The sequence below is a fragment of the Enterovirga sp. GCM10030262 genome (assembly GCF_042666435.1).
Lineage (GTDB): Bacteria > Pseudomonadota > Alphaproteobacteria > Sphingomonadales > Sphingomonadaceae > Allosphingosinicella.
This window is the reverse complement of the sequence record NZ_JBHTDC010000001.1, coordinates 1,769,765-1,786,083: the sequence shown is the minus strand read 5'-3', so window position 1 is coordinate 1,786,083 and position 16,319 is coordinate 1,769,765. Positions and strand designations below refer to the sequence as shown.

Sequence of the window (16,319 nt, the reverse complement as noted above, 5' to 3'; positions counted from 1 at the left end):
TCTCCCGTGGCAGGTCGAGAGGAGGGGCTTCGACAGGCTCAGCCCGAACGGTTGGGAGAGATTGGCATGCACCAAAGGCATTGGCCCGAAATCAGCGCCCAGGCCGACGGGCCGACGATCGCCGCCCTGCACCTCTTCTCGCAGGTCGCCGGCAAGGTCGCGACGGCGGTCGTACCCTGGCGCAACCACGGCTGGCATTTGACCCAGCATCTCTCGGCGCGCGGCTTCAGGAGCGAACCCATCCACATGGCATCCGGCGCGTTTGAACTTGCCTTTGATCTCATCGATCACCGTTTCATCGTCGAGGATTCGAGCGGCGCGCGCCGCGATCTGCCGCTGGAGCCGATGTCGGTGGCACATTTCTACGAGGCGGCGATGGCGATGCTGTCGGAGATGGGGCACGAGGTCGCCATCGACCGCCGGCCCAATGAGCTCGATCCTGCAATGCCCTTCCCGCAAGACACGGCGGCCCGTCCCTACGATCCGGACAGCGCCCACCGCATATGGCGCGCCCTGCTTAGCGCGGATCGGCTATTGCGCCTGTTCCGCTCTTCGTTCCTCGGCAAGGCGAGCCCGGTCCATTTCTTCTGGGGCAGCTTCGATCACGCCGTCACCCGCTTCTCGGGGCGGACGGCGCCGCTCCATCCCGGCGGCATCCCCAACCTGCCGGACGAAGTCACCCGCGAGGCCTATAGCCACGAAGTGTCCAGCGCGGGCTTCTGGCCCGGCGGCGCGGGCGGCGGCGATCCGATCTTCTATTCCTATGCCTATCCCGCGCCCGAAGGGTTCCCCCAAACCCGGGTCCAGCCGGATGCGGTGCGGTTCGACAAGGATCTGGGAGAATTCGTACTCGATTACGACGCGGTTCGCACCGCCGCCGATCCGGACGCGACCCTGCTCGCATTCCTTGAAAGCACCTACGCGGCCGCCGCCGACCTCGCGCATTGGGATCGCGCCGCTCTGGAATGCGAACGAGGAAGGCCCGGCGTGCCGCGGCCGCTTCACCCCAGGAACGGATAAGGCGAGATCGTCTTCTGCATCTCGTTGACCGCCAGGGTGCGGCCGGCCGGGGCGGCGGCGCGTTGGGGACAGCGGAGGCGGGGGCAGATGGCGCAGGCGGGGCCGATCGGGGTGACATAGGGGTCGGCGAGGTCGAGGCCGTCGGAATAGACGATCTTCGAGGCATATTTGAGGTCGCAGCCGAGGCCGATGGCGAGCTGGCTGTTCTCGCGCGGGTCGAGGCGGACCGCGCGCTCCACCGCGCGGCTGACGGTGAAGAAGCGCTGGCCGTCGGGCGTCTCCACCACCTGGGTCACGATCTGGCTGGGCGTGCGGAAGGCGGCGTGGAGGTTCCAGCGGGGGCAGGTGCCGCCGAAGCGCGAGAAAGGGAAGCTCTCGCCGGCGAAGCGCTTGGAGATATTTCCGGCCGCATCGACCCTGAGCATGAAGAAGGGAATGCCGCGCGCGCCGCTCCGGCCCAATGTGGTGAGGCGGTGGGCGACCTGCTCGACGCTGGCGCCGAATTCGGCGCAGAGCCGGTCGATGTCGTAGCGGTGGCGCTCGGCGGCGGCCAGGAACGCCTCGTACGGCATCATGATCGCGCCCGCCGTGTAATTGGCGAGGCTCATGTGGAGCAGGCGCCGTGTCGGCGCGTCGGGCGCCGCCGCGCCATCGAGCATCTTGGCGAGCAGCGGCCGGAATTCGAACAAGGCGACCTGGTAGGCGAGGCCGAAGGTGCGGCTTTCCGGGCGAAGCAGCGCCGACAGCATCAGGCGCTTCCTGTGGAAATCATAATGCTGGCTGGCGGCGTCGAGCAGTTCGGGCGGCACGATCCGCGTGTCGACGCCATAGCCTTCGCGCAGCCGGCGGCGGAGGCTGTCGAAGATTTCGGCCGGGCCGCCGAGCGCGCCGGCGAGCGTCTCCGCGGCTTCCTCCAGATAGGGGAAATAATTGCGCTGCGCCTGGATGTGGTCGCGCACCCAGCTTTCAGGCGACAACGCCGGCGCCCGCTCGTCGTCTGAGCCGTCGGACGGTGCCTGCCGGCGCTGGGCGAGCGCGGCATAGAGGCGGGCGACGGCGTCGGCGACCGAAGGGGCATTGTCCGCCACTTCGAGCAATTCGTAGCGCGGGATGCCGATGTCGGCGAACATCGGATCGGCGAAAATCTCGCCCAGCGCTTCGGGGCCGGTGCCCTCGCCTTCGGCGGTGAAGCCCTTGAGATCGACGTCATAGGCCTGGGCGAGCTTCAGCAGAACCCCGGCCGTCACCGGACGCTGATTGCGCTCCAGATGGTTGAGGTAGCTCGGGCTGATGGCAAGCTCGGCCGCCATGGCGCTCTGATTGAGCCCCAGCTCGCGCCGCAGCCGCTTCAGGCGACCACCAAGATAGAGTTTGCCCTGCCCGGCCATGTCGGGAACATTGTCAAATATTTACAAGAGTCGCAAGACGCATCGTGACAGCGCGACCCTTTTCGCTGCTGCACTCGGCGGCATTTCGGTGTTCCTAGCCTGACCTTTGTCTCACTTTTGGATGGAACGTGATGACCGATTTCGCCGATCTCGTCCCCGCTCCCGTCGGCCGCTTCGACGGCATCAAGCGGCCTTACACGGCCGCCGAGGTCGAGCGCCTGCGCGGCTCGCTCATTGTCGAGCACACGCTCGCCAGGCGCGGCGCCGAGCGGCTGTGGGAGCTGCTGGGATCCGAGGATTATGTGAACGCTCTCGGCGCCCTTTCCGGCAATCAGGCGATGCAGATGGTCCGCGCGGGGTTGAAGGCCATCTACCTTTCCGGCTGGCAGGTCGCCGCCGACGCCAACACCGCCGGCGCCATGTATCCGGACCAGTCGCTTTATCCCGCCAATGCCGGCCCGGAGCTTTGCCGCAAGATCAACCGCACCCTGCAGCGCGCCGACCAGATCGAGCATAGCGAGGGCGGGGCGCAACGAGAGTGGTTCGTCCCGATCGTCGCCGACGCCGAGGCCGGTTTCGGCGGCCCCTTGAACTGCTTCGAGATCATGAAGGCCTATATCGAGGCGGGCGCGGCGGGCGTCCATTTCGAGGACCAGCTCGCGTCCGAGAAGAAGTGCGGCCACTTGGGCGGCAAGGTGCTGATCCCGACCCAGGCGCATGTCCGCAACCTCGACGCGGCGCGGCTGGCGGCGGACGTGTGCGGCGTCCCCACATTGCTCGTCGCCCGCACCGATGCGGAAAGCGCGAAGCTCATCACCTCAGACGTGGACGAGCGCGACCATGAATTCCTGACCGGAGAGCGCACGCCGGAGGGCTTCTTCCGCCTCAGGGAAGGCACCGGTGTCGATCATTGCATCAAGCGCGGCATCGCCTTCGCGCCGCATGCTGATCTCCTCTGGTGGGAGACGAGCCACCCCAATCTGGAGGATGCGAAGCGCTTCGCCGAGGCGGTGCAGAAAGCGCATCCCGGCAAGATGATGGCCTATAATTGCTCGCCCAGCTTCAACTGGGAGGCCAAGCTCGACAAGGCCACGATCGCGAAGTTCCAGCGCGAATTGGGCGCGATGGGCTACAAGTTCCAGTTCGTCACTTTGGCCGGCTTCCACCAGCTCAACCACGGCATGTTCGAGCTGGCGCGCGGCTACAGGGATCGCGGCATGGCGGCTTATTCGGAACTGCAGCAGGCCGAGTTCGCCAGCGAGGCCGACGGCTATACCGCCACCCGCCACCAGCGCGAGGTCGGCACCGGCTATTTCGACCTGGTCGCCCAGACCGTGTCGGGCGGCAAGGCATCCACCACGGCGCTCGCCGAATCGACCGAGGCCGACCAGTTCATCACCGCCGTCGCGGCAGAATGAGGAGACCCGTCATGACCAAACGTTATTGGGTGATCGGGGGCGAATATGAGGATGCCGAGTTCGGCCATCTCGTCCCCGGCACGGAGAAGATGGCCGGCCCGTTCGACGACGAGCACAAGGCCCGCACCGAATGGACCCGCCTCACCTGCTGCCCCGAGAAGAGCGGCAACGCCACCACCCGCTATGCGATCGCGGCCGAGACTCTGCACTGAGCATCGGGAGCAGGCGAAATCACCTCCCGCTCATGCTGAGGAGGGACCGAGCTTGACGAGGGCCCGTCTCGAAGCACGGTCCTTCGAGACGCCGCTTCGACAAGCTCAGCGGCTCCTCAGAATGAGCGGATATGGAAAAGGCGCGGGGAGCATGATGCCCTCTCCGCGCCTTCCATTTTTAGATCGCAAGAAAGCTCAGCCCTGGGCGGGAAGCGCCGCGCGGGCCTGGGCGACGATGCCCTTGAAGGCGTCGCCCTCGTGCATCGCGATGTCGGCCAGGACCTTGCGGTCGAGGTCGATATTGGCGAGCTTCAGGCCGTGCATGAACTGGCCGTAGGTCAGGCCCTCGACGCGGACGGCGGCGTTGATGCGCTGGATCCACAGGGCGCGGAAGCTGCGCTTCTTAACCTTGCGGTCGCGATAGGCGTATTGCCCGGCCTTCTCGACGGCCTGGCGGGCGATGCGGATCGTGTTCTTGCGACGGCCATAATAGCCCTTCGCCTGATCCAATAATCTCTTGTGGCGCGCCTTGGTGGTAACGCCGCGTTTGACACGTGCCATGTCTCAATCCTCCTTATGCGAGACCGTAGGGCGCCCAGAGCTTCACCCGGGCCGTATCGGCCTTGGCGAGAACTTCGGTGCCGCGGTTCTGGCGGATGTACTTGGCATTGTGGCTGATCAGGCGGTGACGCTTGCCGGCGACGCCGTGCTTCACCTTGCCCGTCGCGGTGAGCTTGAAGCGCTTCTTCACACCGCTCTTGGTCTTCAATTTGGGCATTTTCGTCTCCTCTACCGCTACAGGAGCGGACGTTTAAGAACAGCCACGGCAGCCCTTACTGGCCGGGCGGTTCGGTTCTTCCAAAGCTGGAAAGCGCGTGCCTATAGGGCGGAGCCAGGCGGAAGGCAAGCTTCGCCGCCGTGAACGGACATGCTATCGCCCTGCCGCAGCAACGGAGATTTCAGCAATGCCCGTCCAGCCGGCGATCATCCCGTGCCTCGCCTATCGCGACGCCCATGCCGCGATCGAATTCCTGTGCGACGCCTTCGGGTTCGCGCGCAACGCCATCTACGAGAGCGAGGACAAGAGCCGGGTCGACCACGCCCAGCTGACGCTCGACGGCAATATGGTGATGCTGAGCTCCGCCTCGCGCCAGTCCGAGGACAGGCTCGGCATGGCGACGCCGGCGGAGACGGGCGGGAAAGTCACCGCCTGCATCTATGTCGTCCTCGGCGATCCCGACGCCCATCACGCCCGCGCGGCGGCGGCGGGCGCCCGCATCATCAACCCGCCGACCGACCAGGATTATGGCGGCCGCAGCTACGAAGCGCGCGACCTGGAAGGCAATGTGTGGAGCTTCGGCACCTACGATCCCTTCGAGGTGTTCCAGGAGGGCTGAGCCTCAGTCGAACAGGCTCGACACGGAGAGAGTTCCGTCGCGCGCGATCCCCCCGGATCGCCCGCCCAGAAACCTCAATCAGTCGAACAGGCTGGAGACAGAACTCTCGTCGGCGATGCGGCGGATCGCCTCGGCGAGCAAGGGCGCGATGGTGAGGACGCGGATCTTGTCGGTCGCGGCCGCGGCTTCCTGGGTGGCGCCGATCGAATCGGTGATGACCAGTTCCTTCAGCGCCGATTTCTCGACCCGCGGCAACGCGGCGCCGGAGAGCACGCCGTGGGTGCAATAAGCGACCACGTCCTCTGCGCCTGCCTGCTTGAGCGCGGCAGCCGCGTTGCACAAGGTGCCGGCCGAATCGACGATGTCGTCGATCAGGATGCAGAAGCGGCCGGTGACGTCGCCGATGATGTTCATCACTTCCGATTCGCCCGGCTTCTCGCGCCGCTTGTCGACGATCGCCAGCGGCGCGTTGTCGAGCCTCTTGGCGAGCGAACGGGCGCGGACCACGCCGCCAACGTCGGGCGAGACGACGGTGATCGGCCGCCCGGCGAAACGCGCCTGGATATCGGCCGACATGACCGGCGCGGCGTAGAGATTGTCGGTCGGGATATCGAAGAAGCCCTGGATCTGGCCGGCATGGAGATCGACCGAGAGGACGCGGTCGGCACCGGCTACGGTGATGAGGTTGGCGACCAGCTTGGCGGAGATGGGCGTGCGCGGCCCGGGTTTCCGATCCTGCCTCGCATAGCCGAAATAGGGGACGACGGCGGTGATTCGCTTGGCCGAGGCGCGCTTCAGCGCGTCGATGCAGATCAGCAGCTCCATCAGATTGTCGTTGGCGGGGTAAGAGGTCGACTGGACGACGAACACGTCCTCGCCGCGGACATTTTCGTGGATTTCGACGAACACTTCTTCGTCGGCGAAGCGGCGCACGCTCGCCTCGGTGATCGGTAGTTCGAGATAGTGGGCGATGTCCTTCACCAGCGAAAGGTTCGAATTGCCCGACATCAATTTCATGCGAAGACTTCCCGGAAAAGCGGCTGCCCGAACTGCCTTACGCGTGACTTTCCCGATGGCAAGAGGCGTTGCCGCGAATGCGCGCCTTGCCTAGAGGCTTCAGCCCATGTCCGTCACCACCCGCTTCGCCCCGTCGCCGACCGGACGCCTCCATGTCGGCAACATCCGCACCGCGCTCCACAACTGGCTGTGGGCGCGCCGCAACGGCGGCACCTTTATCCTCCGCCTCGACGATACCGATGCCGGACGTTCCACCGAAGAGAATGCCGAAGCGATTCGCGCCGATCTCGCCTGGCTCGGGCTCGCCCCCGACGCGGAGCATCGCCAATCGGATCGGTTCGACCGCTACGAGGCGGCATTGGAAAGGCTTCGCGCGTCGGGCCGCGCCTACCCCGCTTACGAGACGGCGCAGGAACTCGATCTCAAGCGCAAGATCCAGCTCGGCCGCGGCAGGCCGCCCGTCTACGACCGCGCGGCGCTGGCGCTCACGACGGAGGAGGTTGCCCGCTATGACGGCGAAGGCCGACGCCCGCACTGGCGCTTCAGGCTGGACCATAACGCGCCGATCGAATGGCGCGACCTCGTCCGCGGGGGGCAGCATTTCGACCCGGCCCTGCTCTCCGACCCCGTTATCCGCCGCGAGGACGGGAGCTGGCTCTACATGCTGCCGAGCGCCGTCGACGATATCGATATGGGCATCAGCCATGTCGTGCGCGGCGAGGATCACGTCACCAATACCGCGCTCCAGATCCAGATGTTCGAGGCTTTGGGCGCGGCGCCGCCTGCCTTCGCGCATGAGGCATTGCTGGTCGGCTCCGAGGGCAAGCTCTCCAAGCGGCTCGGTTCGCTCGGGGTGGAAGCGATGCGCGAGGCGGGAATCGAGCCGATGGCGCTGGTCGCCAAGCTCGCGCGCATCGGCACGAGCCTGCCGGTCGAGCCGTTCGCGACGGCCAAACCTCTGATCGAGAGCTTCGACTTTGCGACGTTCGGCCGGGCCCCGGCCCGATTCGACATGGAGGAGCTCGCCGCCCTCAACGCCCGCATCGTCCACCAGCTCGACTATGAGCAGGTGAGGGGCCGCCTGCCCCGGGGCATGGACGAAGAGGCATGGGCCGTCATCCGCCCGAATCTGCACAACGTCGCCGAGGCGGCCGACTGGTGGCACATTGTCGAGGGGCCGGTGGAGCATCGCGCGGGGGAGGACGACCGCGCCTTCGTGGCGAGTGCGGCGGAGGTCGCCGAGGCGATCGAGTGGAACGATGCGCCCTGGAAGGCGCTGACGGCGGCGCTCAAGGCGCGCACCGGCCGTTCGGGCAAGGGCCTCTTCCTGCCGCTCCGCCAGGCGCTCACCGGCCGCGACAGCGGACCCGAAATGGCGCCGTTGCTGTTGCTCATCGGCAAGGAGCAGAGCGTCCGGCGATTGCGGGACTCGGCCGCTTAGCCACGGCGTTCATTGATTCAATGACATAGCGCGACCCCGGACCGGCTCAGGGCAAAGGGTATAGTATATCATAATGAGATGATGTAACGTGCTATAGCAGTCGCGAAAAGCGGTGCGTTGGCAAGGAGAGTCATCATGTCCGAAGCCGGTTTCCTGGCACAGAAGCGCAAAAGCCCCACCAGCCTCCTGATCGTGATCGCGCTTCATGGCGCGGCGATCACCGCTTTGGCCCTATCCAAGATGGATGTGCCTTTCGTGGAAGACTTCACGCCGCTCAAGACCAAGCATATCCCCGTCGAGCCCGATCCTCCGCCGGTGCCGCCCGAGGTGACGGAACCGCAGCGGGGGGCGATGCTGACCTCGGTGAAGCCGGTTATGGAAGTACCGCCCCGGCCCACCGAGACCGTCCTTCCCGAGCCGGAGCGGGTCATAGTGTGGACGCCGCCGCCCGGCCCCGTGATTGTCGACAAGCCGGCCGATCCGCCCAAAGCGGAGCCGGTGCGAGTGGCGGCCGCGATGCACCCGCGGAGCGAGCCGCAGCCGCCTTATCCGGCATCGGAGCAAAGGGCGGGCGCCGAAGGCTCGGTCGCCATTCGCTTGCTGATCGGCGCCGACGGTCGGGTGAAGGCGGCCGAGAAGGTTCGCGCGACCAGCGACGCTTTCTATCGCGCCACCGAGCGGCATGCGCTGCGCCACTGGCGCTTCCGGCCGGCGACCCTGGACGGCAGGCCGGTCGAGAGCTGGAAGACGCTTGTCGTCCAGTTCCAGCTCAAGGGCTGACGATGCAAGGGGCTGGCGCTCGGGCGGCGCCGGCCCTATCTTTCAGGACATGCCGCTGCCCCGCCCCGCCTCGCCCCGCGCCCTCTGGTCCGATCTCCGCGCCTTCGCCGGCGAGCGCAGCGGGGTCAAGTGGATCGCGGCCGTCTTCGCGATCCTGATGCCGGTGGTGATCGTGGTCGGCTTCATCGTCGACGCGCGCACCAACGTGCTGCCGGGCGAGCAGGTCATCTACGCCGAGAGCTGGAGCGCGAACCGCACCGACGCCGAGATCGTCGAGGCCCAGCAGCAGCGCGAGGCGCGCAAGCAGGAGATCGCCGACGAGCGCCAGCGCCAGTTCCAGAAGCTTGAGCGCCGACTCGGCCTTTGACCCGGACGATCGGCGCTGGATGGGGGCGGCGATCGCGCTTGGCGAGCGCGGCCGGGGCCGAACCGCGCCCAACCCTCATGTCGGCTGCGTCATCGTCAAGGATGGCGGGGTCGTCGGACGCGGCTGGACCCAACCCGGCGGGCGTCCGCATGGCGAAGCGATGGCGCTCGCAGAAGCGAAGGACGAAGCGCGCGGTGCGACCGCTTACATAACGCTGGAGCCTTGCGCCCACAGGAACGGGCGCGGCCCGGCCTGCGCCGACCTGCTCATCGACGCCGGCGTGGCGCGGGTGGTCGTGGCGCTGGGCGACCCCGACAAGAGGACCGATGGCCTGGGCCTGGCGCGGCTGCGCGCGGCAGGCATCGCGGCGGATGTCGGAATTGGGGCCGATGCCGCTGCTTCTTCTCTCGCCGGCTTCCTGTGGCGACAGGCCATCGGACGGCCGTTCGTCACGTTGAAGCTGGCTTTATCGATCGACGGCAAGATCGCGCTTCCCTCGGGCGAGAGCCGCTGGATCACCGGCGAGGACGCGCGCGCGCACGTCCATGGCGAGCGCGCCAAAGCGGACATGATCCTGGTCGGCCGCGGCACCTATGAGGCGGATCGGCCGAAGCTCGACGTGCGGCTGCCGGGGCTGGAGGAGCGCTCGCCCCGCCGCGCGATCCTGACGCGGGGCGAGACGGTAGAGGGCTGGACGCGGCTGGGCGGGCCGGAAGAAGTGTTCGCGCTCGCCGACGTCAACGATCTCCTCGTCGAGGGCGGCTCCGGCGCGGCTTCGGCCTTCCTCGCCGCCGATCTCGTAGACCGGATGTTGATCTACCGTGCCCCTATATTGGTCGGCGAGGGTAAGTCGGCGCTCGGCTATGTCGGTCTCACCTCTCTCGCCGACGCACACCGCCGCTGGGCGCTGGCCGATACGCGCCCGCTTGGCATCGACCGCCTCGAAGTTTACGAGCGCGTGCGATAGTTCTTACCATGCTTATCCCTCCCTCATCCTGAGGAGGGACTGAGCCCGGCGAAGGCCCGTCTCGAAGGATCGGCTGGCATACGTCCTTCGAGACGCCGCTTCGCCAAGCTCAGCGGCTCCTCGGGATGGGCGGAGGAAATCAGGAGCGACCGCAGCCTATGTTCACCGGGATCATCACCGACATCGGCCGGATCGAGGCCATCGAGGAGCGCGGGGATCTGCGCGTGCGGATCGGCTGCGGCTACGACCACTCGACCGTTGGCCTCGGCGCCTCGATCGCCTGCTCGGGCGTCTGCCTGACCGTCGTCGACAAAGGCGAGCAATGGTTCGCGGTCGATGTTTCCGCCGAGACGAGGAACCGCACCGCGCCCGGCATGTGGAAGGAGGGGCGCCTCCTCAATCTCGAGCGCCCGCTCAAGGTCGGCGACGAGCTCGGCGGCCATATCGTCACCGGTCATGTCGACGGGCTCGGGCAGGTCGAGGCGATGCTCGCCGTCGGCGGCTCCACCCGGCTCACGCTCATCGCCGGCGATGCGGTCGCACCCTATCTGGCGGCGAAGGGGTCGGTGGCGCTCGACGGCGTATCGCTGACCGTCAACGACGTCGAGAACCTCTCCGACGGCGCCCGCTTCACGGTCAACATCATTCCCCATACGGCGGAAGCGACGACCTTCAAGACCCTCGGCGCAGGGGATTCGGTCAATATCGAGATCGACATTCTCGCGCGCTATCTCGGCCGCATGATGGAGCTTCGTGCCAGCCGAGTGTGATTGTCGCTTGCAATATCACATTGCACTGTGATAGCAGCGCCGCATGAGCACACTCCTGATCGACAGGCTGAGCGAATTGGTGACGTCCGGCGAGATGTCCCGTTCCGGCCTTGCCCGCGCCTCCGGCCTCCACCCCAATTCGCTGAGGAAGCTCGGCGACGAGGACTGGAACCCAACCGCCGACACCTTGCTGAAGCTCGAGAAGTTCCTCGCCAGCGGCAGCCGCGGTGTGATGGCGACGCCCGAGCAGATCATCGACGAGGCCCGCAACGGCCGCATGTTCATCCTGGTCGACGACGACGATCGGGAGAATGAGGGCGATCTCGTCATCCCCGCGCAGATGGCGACGCCGGACGCGATCAACTTCATGGCCAGGCACGGGCGGGGCCTCATCTGCCTCGCGCTCTCGAAGGGGCGGATCGACCAGCTCGGTCTCGGCCTGATGAGCCGGCACAACGGCACCCGCCACGAGACCGCCTTCACCACGTCGATCGAGGCGCGGGAAGGCGTCACCACCGGCATCTCCGCCGCCGACCGCGCGCGCACCATCTCGGTCGCGATCGATGCGTCCAAGGGTCCGGAGCATATCGTGACGCCTGGCCACGTCTTTCCGCTCGTGGCGAAGGAAGGGGGAATCCTCGTCCGCGCCGGCCATACCGAGGCCGCCGTCGACGTCTCGCGCCTCGCCGGGCTCAACCCGTCGGGCGTGATCTGCGAGATCATGCGCGAGGACGGCACGATGGCCCGGATGGGCGACCTGATCGAATTCGCACAGCTTCATCGCCTCAGGATCGGAACCATTCGCGACCTGATCGCCTACCGCCTCAAGAAGGATCATCTCGTCGAACAGACCGCGGAAGCGCCGTTCGAGAGCCGCTGGGGCGGGACCTGGACCGCCAAGAGCTTCCTCAACAAGGCGCTCGGCAACGAGCAGGTGGCTCTGGTCAAGGGCCATATCGACCCGGACAAGCCGACGCTGGTGCGGATGCACGCGCTCAGCCTGTTCTCCGATGCCTTCGCCGAAGCGGGACAGCGCGGCGGCCTGCTCGAAGGCGCGATGAAGATCATCGGCGAGGAGGGGGCGGGGGTCATCGTCGTCATCAACCGACCGATGCCCAATGCGCTCTCCGTCGCGCTCGATCGCCGCGCCGGGAAGGGGCCGAGCGACGACATCGAGCAGCTGCGCGACTATGGCGTCGGCGCGCAGATCCTCTCGGCGCTGGGTGTGCAGGACATGATCCTCCTCACCAACACCCACCACACGCCGGTGGCGCTGGGCGGCTACGGCCTGACCATCGTCGGCGAGCGGCCGATCCCCGTGAGCGGAGCCTGACGATGGCGAAACTGCTGATCGTCGAGGCGCGCTTCTACGACCATTTGAACGACTTGCTCCTGCAAGGCGCCCGCGCCGCGATCGAGGCGGCGGGGCATTCCCACGAGACGATCACCGTCCCCGGCGCGCTCGAAGTGCCGGCCGCCATCGGGCTCGCCGCCGAGAGCGGCCGCTATGATGGCTTCGTCGCCCTGGGCGTCGTGATCCGGGGCGAGACCTGGCATTTCGAGATCGTCGCCGGCGAGAGCGCGCGCGGCATCATGGCGCTAACCATGGACGGTCTCGCAATTGGCAACGGTATCCTCACGGTCGAAAACGAGGCCCAGGCCCTGGCGCGCGCGCGCCCCGACGACAAGGATAAGGGCGGAGAGGCCGCCAAAGCGGCGCTGGCGATGATGGCGCTGAAGGAACGTTTCGCCTAGCACCGGGCAAGCGAATGGCGGGCGCGAAAGGCATCGCTTGACGCGCCGGCGCCCGGGCTCCTAGCGGCCTTTCGAGCCAATGCTTCAGCCGTCACCCTCCCTCTCTCCCGGACGCCACGCCTTCGCGGCGCTGATCGTGTCGAACCTGTTCCTTGCGCTCGGGCCGTGGATGGTGCGGCTGGCCGACGTCGGACCGGTGGCGGCGGGTTTCTGGCGACTCGCGCTTGCAATGCCCCTGTTGCTCCTGTTCGCCAGTCGCGGCGCCAAAGGGCGCATCCGACCGGAATGGGGCATGATCGCGCTCATCCTTCTCTCCGGCCTGTTCTTCGCCGCCGATCTCGCTGCCTGGCACGAAGGGATCCTTCGCACCAAGCTCGCCAACGCGACCCTGTTCGGCAATTCGTCGAGCTTCCTGTTCGCGCTTTACGGCTTCGTCCTCGCCCGCACCCTGCCGCGCAGGATGCAGGTCGCCGCCTTCGGCCTCGCCGTCGTCGGGACCGCCTTGATGCTCGGAAGCAGCTACCAATTGTCGCCGCGCAACTTCACCGGCGACCTGCTGGCGATCCTCGCCGGTTTCTTCTATTTCCTGTATCTCGTCGTCATCGACCGAGCCCGCGCCCGGCTCGCGCCGATGCCGGTGCTGGCGCTGGCGACGACGGCGGGTGCCCTGCCGATGCTCGTCCTTGCGCTGCTGCTCGGCGAACCGGTGATGCCGCGGGACTGGACGCCTCTCATCCTGCTATCGCTCGGCAGCCAGGTGATCGGCCAAGGGCTTCTGGTCTATGCGATGGGGCATCTGAGCCCCGTCGTCGTCGGCATCGCACTGCTGACCCAGCCGGCGGTAACGGCGCTCATCGGCTGGTTCGCCTATGACGAGCGGCTGAGCGCGAGCGACGTGGCGGGCGCCCTGCTCATCTGCGCCGCTCTGGTGCTGATCCGGCTGCCCGATCGCGTGACGCGCGGCTTGTAAGTTGGGCCGCCGGGTCACATCTTGAGTATGATCGGAGACGCCCGCATGACCCCAGCTCCCATCCCGCCCGGCGAGATGACCCTCGACGAATTGCGCGCGGCGCTCGCTCCGCTCATCCCCGCCAACGCGGTGTTCGACGGCTGGAGCGACGGAGCGCTGGCCATGGCGGCGTCTCAATTGGGCGTTCCTGCCGAGCGGGCCAGGCTCTGCTTTCCAGGAGGTGCGATCGAGATGATCGATGCCTGGTTCGATGCCATCGATCGCGCCACCGCTTCGGCCTATCCGCCGGAGCGGATCGAGACGCTCAAGATCCGCCAGCGCATCCGCGACCTCGTCATCCACCGGATCGAGATCATAAACCCGCACAAGGAGGCGCTGCGCCGCGCCTTCGCCATCCTTGCGCAGCCGCAGAACGCGATGCGCGCGGCCCGGCTTGCATGGCGGGCGGCGGACCGGATGTGGCGCATCGCCGGCGACACCGCGACCGATTTCAACCATTACAGCAAGCGCGGCATCCTATCCGCCCTCTACACCTCGACGATGCTGGTCTTCCTCGACGACGATAGCGAGAGCCTGTCGGAGACTCGCGGCTTCCTCGACCGCCGCATCGACGACGTCATGCGCTTCGAGAAGTTCAAGGCGAGCTGGCGCGGCAGCCGGGAGCGTCTTCCCAGCCTAAGCCGCTTCCTCGGCCGCCTCCGCTACCCGGTGGCCTGACCTCGCCTTCGCTGCGCGCTATTGATAATCAGTCGCAGCGTGGTAAGCGTCCCGCCATGACTGCTTGCCTCTCCAGTTTCCGTCGCCGCCTCCCCAGTGGGCTGAACCGTGTGCTTTTCCATGCGGGCCTCCTTCTCAGCCTGGCCTTTGGCTTCGCTGGAATCGCCCATGCAACGGCCGGTGTGCCGACGACCTGGCGGTTGCTGGATTATATCGCCGTTGATTATAGCGCCGCCGTGTCGGACGGCGAGATCGTCAGCCAATTCGAATATGACGAGATGCTGGAATTCTCCCGTTCGGCGAGGGAGAGGATCGGTACGCTCCCGGTGACGCCGGCGCGCGAGAACCTCGAGGCCAAAGCGGACGGTCTTCAGGGGGCGATCGAGGCGAAGCGACCCCCCGCGGAAGTGGCGGCGCTGGCGCGCGCGCTGGCGGACGCGCTCCTCGCCGCGCACCCGGTGCCGTTGGCCCCGGCCGGCACGCCCGATCTCGGACGCGCCGGCGCGCTCTATGCCCAGAATTGCGCGTCCTGCCATGGAGCGCAGAGCGAAGGCCCGCCGCCGGAATTCGCCCAGCTCGACCCGCCGCCCATCGACTTCAACGATCGCGAGCGGGCGAAGGAGCGCAGCGTTTTCGGCCTCTACCAGGTGATCACCCAGGGGCTCGAAGGCACGACGATGCAGAGCTTCGCCTCGCTTCCGGACGAGGATCGCTGGGCGCTGGCCTTCCATGTCGGCAGCGCCGCCTTCCCCGCCGTCGCCGAGGGCGAGCGCATCTGGAAGGCGGAGGAGAGCGTCCGCCGCCTCGTCCCCGATCTCGCGGCGCTGACCGCGATCACCCCGGCCGCGCTCGCAGAGCAGATCGGCGAAGACCGCGCTTATGCGGTGACGGCCTATCTTCGCGCCAATCCGGGCGCGGTCGTGGCGGAGGCAAGCCCCGGCTCGCTGGAGATGGTCCGCGACACGCTCCGCCGCAGCCTCGCCGCTTATCAGGCGGGTGATCGCGGCGCCGCCAACGAACTTGCGCTTTCCGCCTATCTCGACGGCTTCGAGCCGGTGGAAGCGGTGCTCGCGACTCGCGACGGCGATCTCATGGTCCGCGTCGAGCGGGCGCTGAGCGAATATAGGGCGGCCATCGCCGCCGGCAGGCCGGAAGCCGAGCTGCGGCAGAAGCTCCAGGAGATCGACGTCCTGCTGGGCGAGGCCGAGACGGCGCTCGCGCCGGAGGCGGCCACGGACATCTCCACTTTCCTGGGCGCCTTCACCATCCTGCTGCGCGAGGGCCTGGAGGCGTTGCTGATCGTCATCGCGATGATCGCTTTCCTTCGCAAGTCGGATCGGGCCGAGCAGCTCCGCTACGTCCATGGCGGCTGGATCGTGGCGCTGCTCGCCGGCGTCGCCACCTGGTTCGCCGCGACCAGTTTCATCACCATCAGCGGCGCCAGCCGGGAAATGACCGAGGGCTTCGGCGCCCTGCTGGCGGCGGTCGTGCTCCTCTCCGTCGGCATCTGGATGCACGGCAAGTCGCAGGCGGACGAATGGCGGCGCTACATCAGCGCCAAGATGAACAAGGCGCTGTCGCGCGGCTCGGCCTGGTTCCTGTTCGGGCTGGCCTTCGTGGTTGTCTATCGGGAAGTCTTCGAGACCATCCTTTTCTTCGCCGCTTTGTGGACGCAGGGGAATGGCGGGACGATCCTCGCCGGGGCCCTCACGGCCACAATCTTGCTCACGATCATCGCCTGGATCATGCTGCGCTACAGCCGGAAGCTGCCGATCACGCAATTCTTCGCCTATAGCTCGATCCTGATCGCGATCCTCGCCGTGGTCCTCGCCGGCAAGGGCGTGGGCGCGTTGCAGGAGGCCGGAATGATCCCGGTGACCTTGCTATATTCGGTGCCGCGCATCCCGATCCTCGGCGTCGTTCCGACCGCCGAGGCCGTTGGCGCCCAGCTGTTGACGCTTGCTATCGTCATCCTGGGCTTCCGGGCGAGCCGCCGCCCGCGCCGGGACGTGGCGACCGCCGCCGCCGAGTGAAACGGCCCGGGTGACGACGCGGGCTTTCCCGCAGGGCGCGGGCGATATCGCGACGCCGCGCCCTTGC

Annotated in this window: 18 protein-coding genes; 14 read left to right on the top strand and 4 right to left on the bottom strand. The window is 67.1% G+C overall.

Translation table 11 applies throughout. The features are described 5' to 3' along the window. Positions 1-66 precede the first annotated feature (66 nt). Complete coding sequence (locus tag ACFQRC_RS08585; RefSeq protein WP_379960063.1) at positions 67-1,020, top strand: DUF5996 family protein; 954 nt, start codon at positions 67-69, stop codon at positions 1,018-1,020. Here the strand turns inward: ACFQRC_RS08585 and ACFQRC_RS08580 are convergent. Further along, complete coding sequence (locus ACFQRC_RS08580; RefSeq protein ID WP_379960061.1) at positions 1,002-2,408, bottom strand: short-chain fatty acyl-CoA regulator family protein; 1,407 nt, start codon at positions 2,406-2,408, stop codon at positions 1,002-1,004. The genes ACFQRC_RS08585 and ACFQRC_RS08580 overlap by 19 nt on opposite strands. A gap of 131 nt (positions 2,409-2,539) precedes the next feature. On the opposite strand from ACFQRC_RS08580, the gene aceA reads away from it, so the two are divergent. Together aceA and ACFQRC_RS08570 are read left to right on the top strand one after the other, a co-directional pair. Next, positions 2,540-3,826 carry an isocitrate lyase gene (aceA, locus tag ACFQRC_RS08575; protein ID WP_379960059.1) on the top strand — a complete coding sequence of 429 codons (1,287 nt, stop codon included), beginning with the start codon at positions 2,540-2,542 and terminating at the stop codon, positions 3,824-3,826. An 11-nt stretch (positions 3,827-3,837) separates the two neighbouring features. Then, the gene (locus ACFQRC_RS08570) at positions 3,838-4,038 is read left to right on the top strand and encodes a hypothetical protein (protein WP_379960056.1); all 201 of its coding nucleotides are present in this window, start codon (positions 3,838-3,840) and stop codon (positions 4,036-4,038) included. Positions 4,039-4,233: 195 nt separating this feature from the next. On the opposite strand, the gene rplT is transcribed toward ACFQRC_RS08570, so the two are convergent. Then, positions 4,234-4,599, bottom strand: a complete 366-nt coding sequence (gene rplT, locus ACFQRC_RS08565) for a 50S ribosomal protein L20 (RefSeq protein WP_379960054.1) — start codon at positions 4,597-4,599, stop codon at positions 4,234-4,236. A 13-nt stretch (positions 4,600-4,612) separates the two neighbouring features. Beyond that, positions 4,613-4,816, bottom strand: coding sequence for a 50S ribosomal protein L35 (rpmI, locus tag ACFQRC_RS08560; RefSeq protein WP_379960052.1), 204 nt, complete (start codon positions 4,814-4,816; stop codon positions 4,613-4,615). Between the two features lie 187 nt (positions 4,817-5,003). On the opposite strand from rpmI, the gene ACFQRC_RS08555 reads away from it, so the two are divergent. Then, positions 5,004-5,435, top strand: coding sequence for a VOC family protein (locus ACFQRC_RS08555; RefSeq protein ID WP_379960050.1), 432 nt, complete (start codon positions 5,004-5,006; stop codon positions 5,433-5,435). A 78-nt stretch (positions 5,436-5,513) separates the two neighbouring features. On the opposite strand, the gene ACFQRC_RS08550 is transcribed toward ACFQRC_RS08555, so the two are convergent. Next, positions 5,514-6,452 carry a ribose-phosphate pyrophosphokinase gene (locus ACFQRC_RS08550; protein ID WP_379960047.1) on the bottom strand — a complete coding sequence of 313 codons (939 nt, stop codon included), beginning with the start codon at positions 6,450-6,452 and terminating at the stop codon, positions 5,514-5,516. Between the two features lie 106 nt (positions 6,453-6,558). On the opposite strand from ACFQRC_RS08550, the gene gltX reads away from it, so the two are divergent. The 10 genes from gltX (at position 6,559) to ACFQRC_RS08500 (ending at position 16,252) form a co-directional block, all read left to right on the top strand. Continuing rightward, on the top strand, positions 6,559-7,893 hold the full coding sequence (gltX, locus tag ACFQRC_RS08545; protein WP_379960045.1) for a glutamate--tRNA ligase: 1,335 nt from the start codon (positions 6,559-6,561) through the stop codon (positions 7,891-7,893). 135 nt (positions 7,894-8,028) lie between these two features. Beyond that, entirely contained in the window at positions 8,029-8,673 is a 645-nt protein-coding gene (locus tag ACFQRC_RS08540) for an energy transducer TonB (RefSeq protein WP_379960043.1), read from the top strand. Between the two features lie 49 nt (positions 8,674-8,722). Beyond that, on the top strand, positions 8,723-9,040 hold the full coding sequence (locus ACFQRC_RS08535; protein ID WP_379960041.1) for a hypothetical protein: 318 nt from the start codon (positions 8,723-8,725) through the stop codon (positions 9,038-9,040). After that, positions 9,018-10,007, top strand: a complete 990-nt coding sequence (gene ribD / locus ACFQRC_RS08530) for a bifunctional diaminohydroxyphosphoribosylaminopyrimidine deaminase/5-amino-6-(5-phosphoribosylamino)uracil reductase RibD (protein ID WP_379960039.1) — start codon at positions 9,018-9,020, stop codon at positions 10,005-10,007. The genes ACFQRC_RS08535 and ribD overlap by 23 nt, the downstream gene beginning before the upstream one ends. Positions 10,008-10,165: 158 nt before the next feature. Beyond that, the gene (locus ACFQRC_RS08525) at positions 10,166-10,777 is read left to right on the top strand and encodes a riboflavin synthase (protein ID WP_379960037.1); all 612 of its coding nucleotides are present in this window, start codon (positions 10,166-10,168) and stop codon (positions 10,775-10,777) included. Positions 10,778-10,820: 43 nt separating this feature from the next. Continuing rightward, entirely contained in the window at positions 10,821-12,110 is a 1,290-nt protein-coding gene (ribB, locus tag ACFQRC_RS08520; RefSeq protein ID WP_379960035.1) for a 3,4-dihydroxy-2-butanone-4-phosphate synthase, read from the top strand. A gap of 2 nt (positions 12,111-12,112) precedes the next feature. Next, complete coding sequence (gene ribH, locus ACFQRC_RS08515) at positions 12,113-12,532, top strand: 6,7-dimethyl-8-ribityllumazine synthase (RefSeq protein ID WP_379960033.1); 420 nt, start codon at positions 12,113-12,115, stop codon at positions 12,530-12,532. A 79-nt stretch (positions 12,533-12,611) separates the two neighbouring features. Further along, positions 12,612-13,502 carry a DMT family transporter gene (locus tag ACFQRC_RS08510; RefSeq protein WP_379960031.1) on the top strand — a complete coding sequence of 297 codons (891 nt, stop codon included), beginning with the start codon at positions 12,612-12,614 and terminating at the stop codon, positions 13,500-13,502. 45 nt (positions 13,503-13,547) lie between these two features. Continuing rightward, complete coding sequence (locus tag ACFQRC_RS08505) at positions 13,548-14,219, top strand: COQ9 family protein (protein WP_379960029.1); 672 nt, start codon at positions 13,548-13,550, stop codon at positions 14,217-14,219. A 182-nt stretch (positions 14,220-14,401) separates the two neighbouring features. Beyond that, entirely contained in the window at positions 14,402-16,252 is a 1,851-nt protein-coding gene (locus ACFQRC_RS08500) for an FTR1 family protein (protein WP_379960026.1), read from the top strand. Positions 16,253-16,319 lie beyond the last annotated feature (67 nt).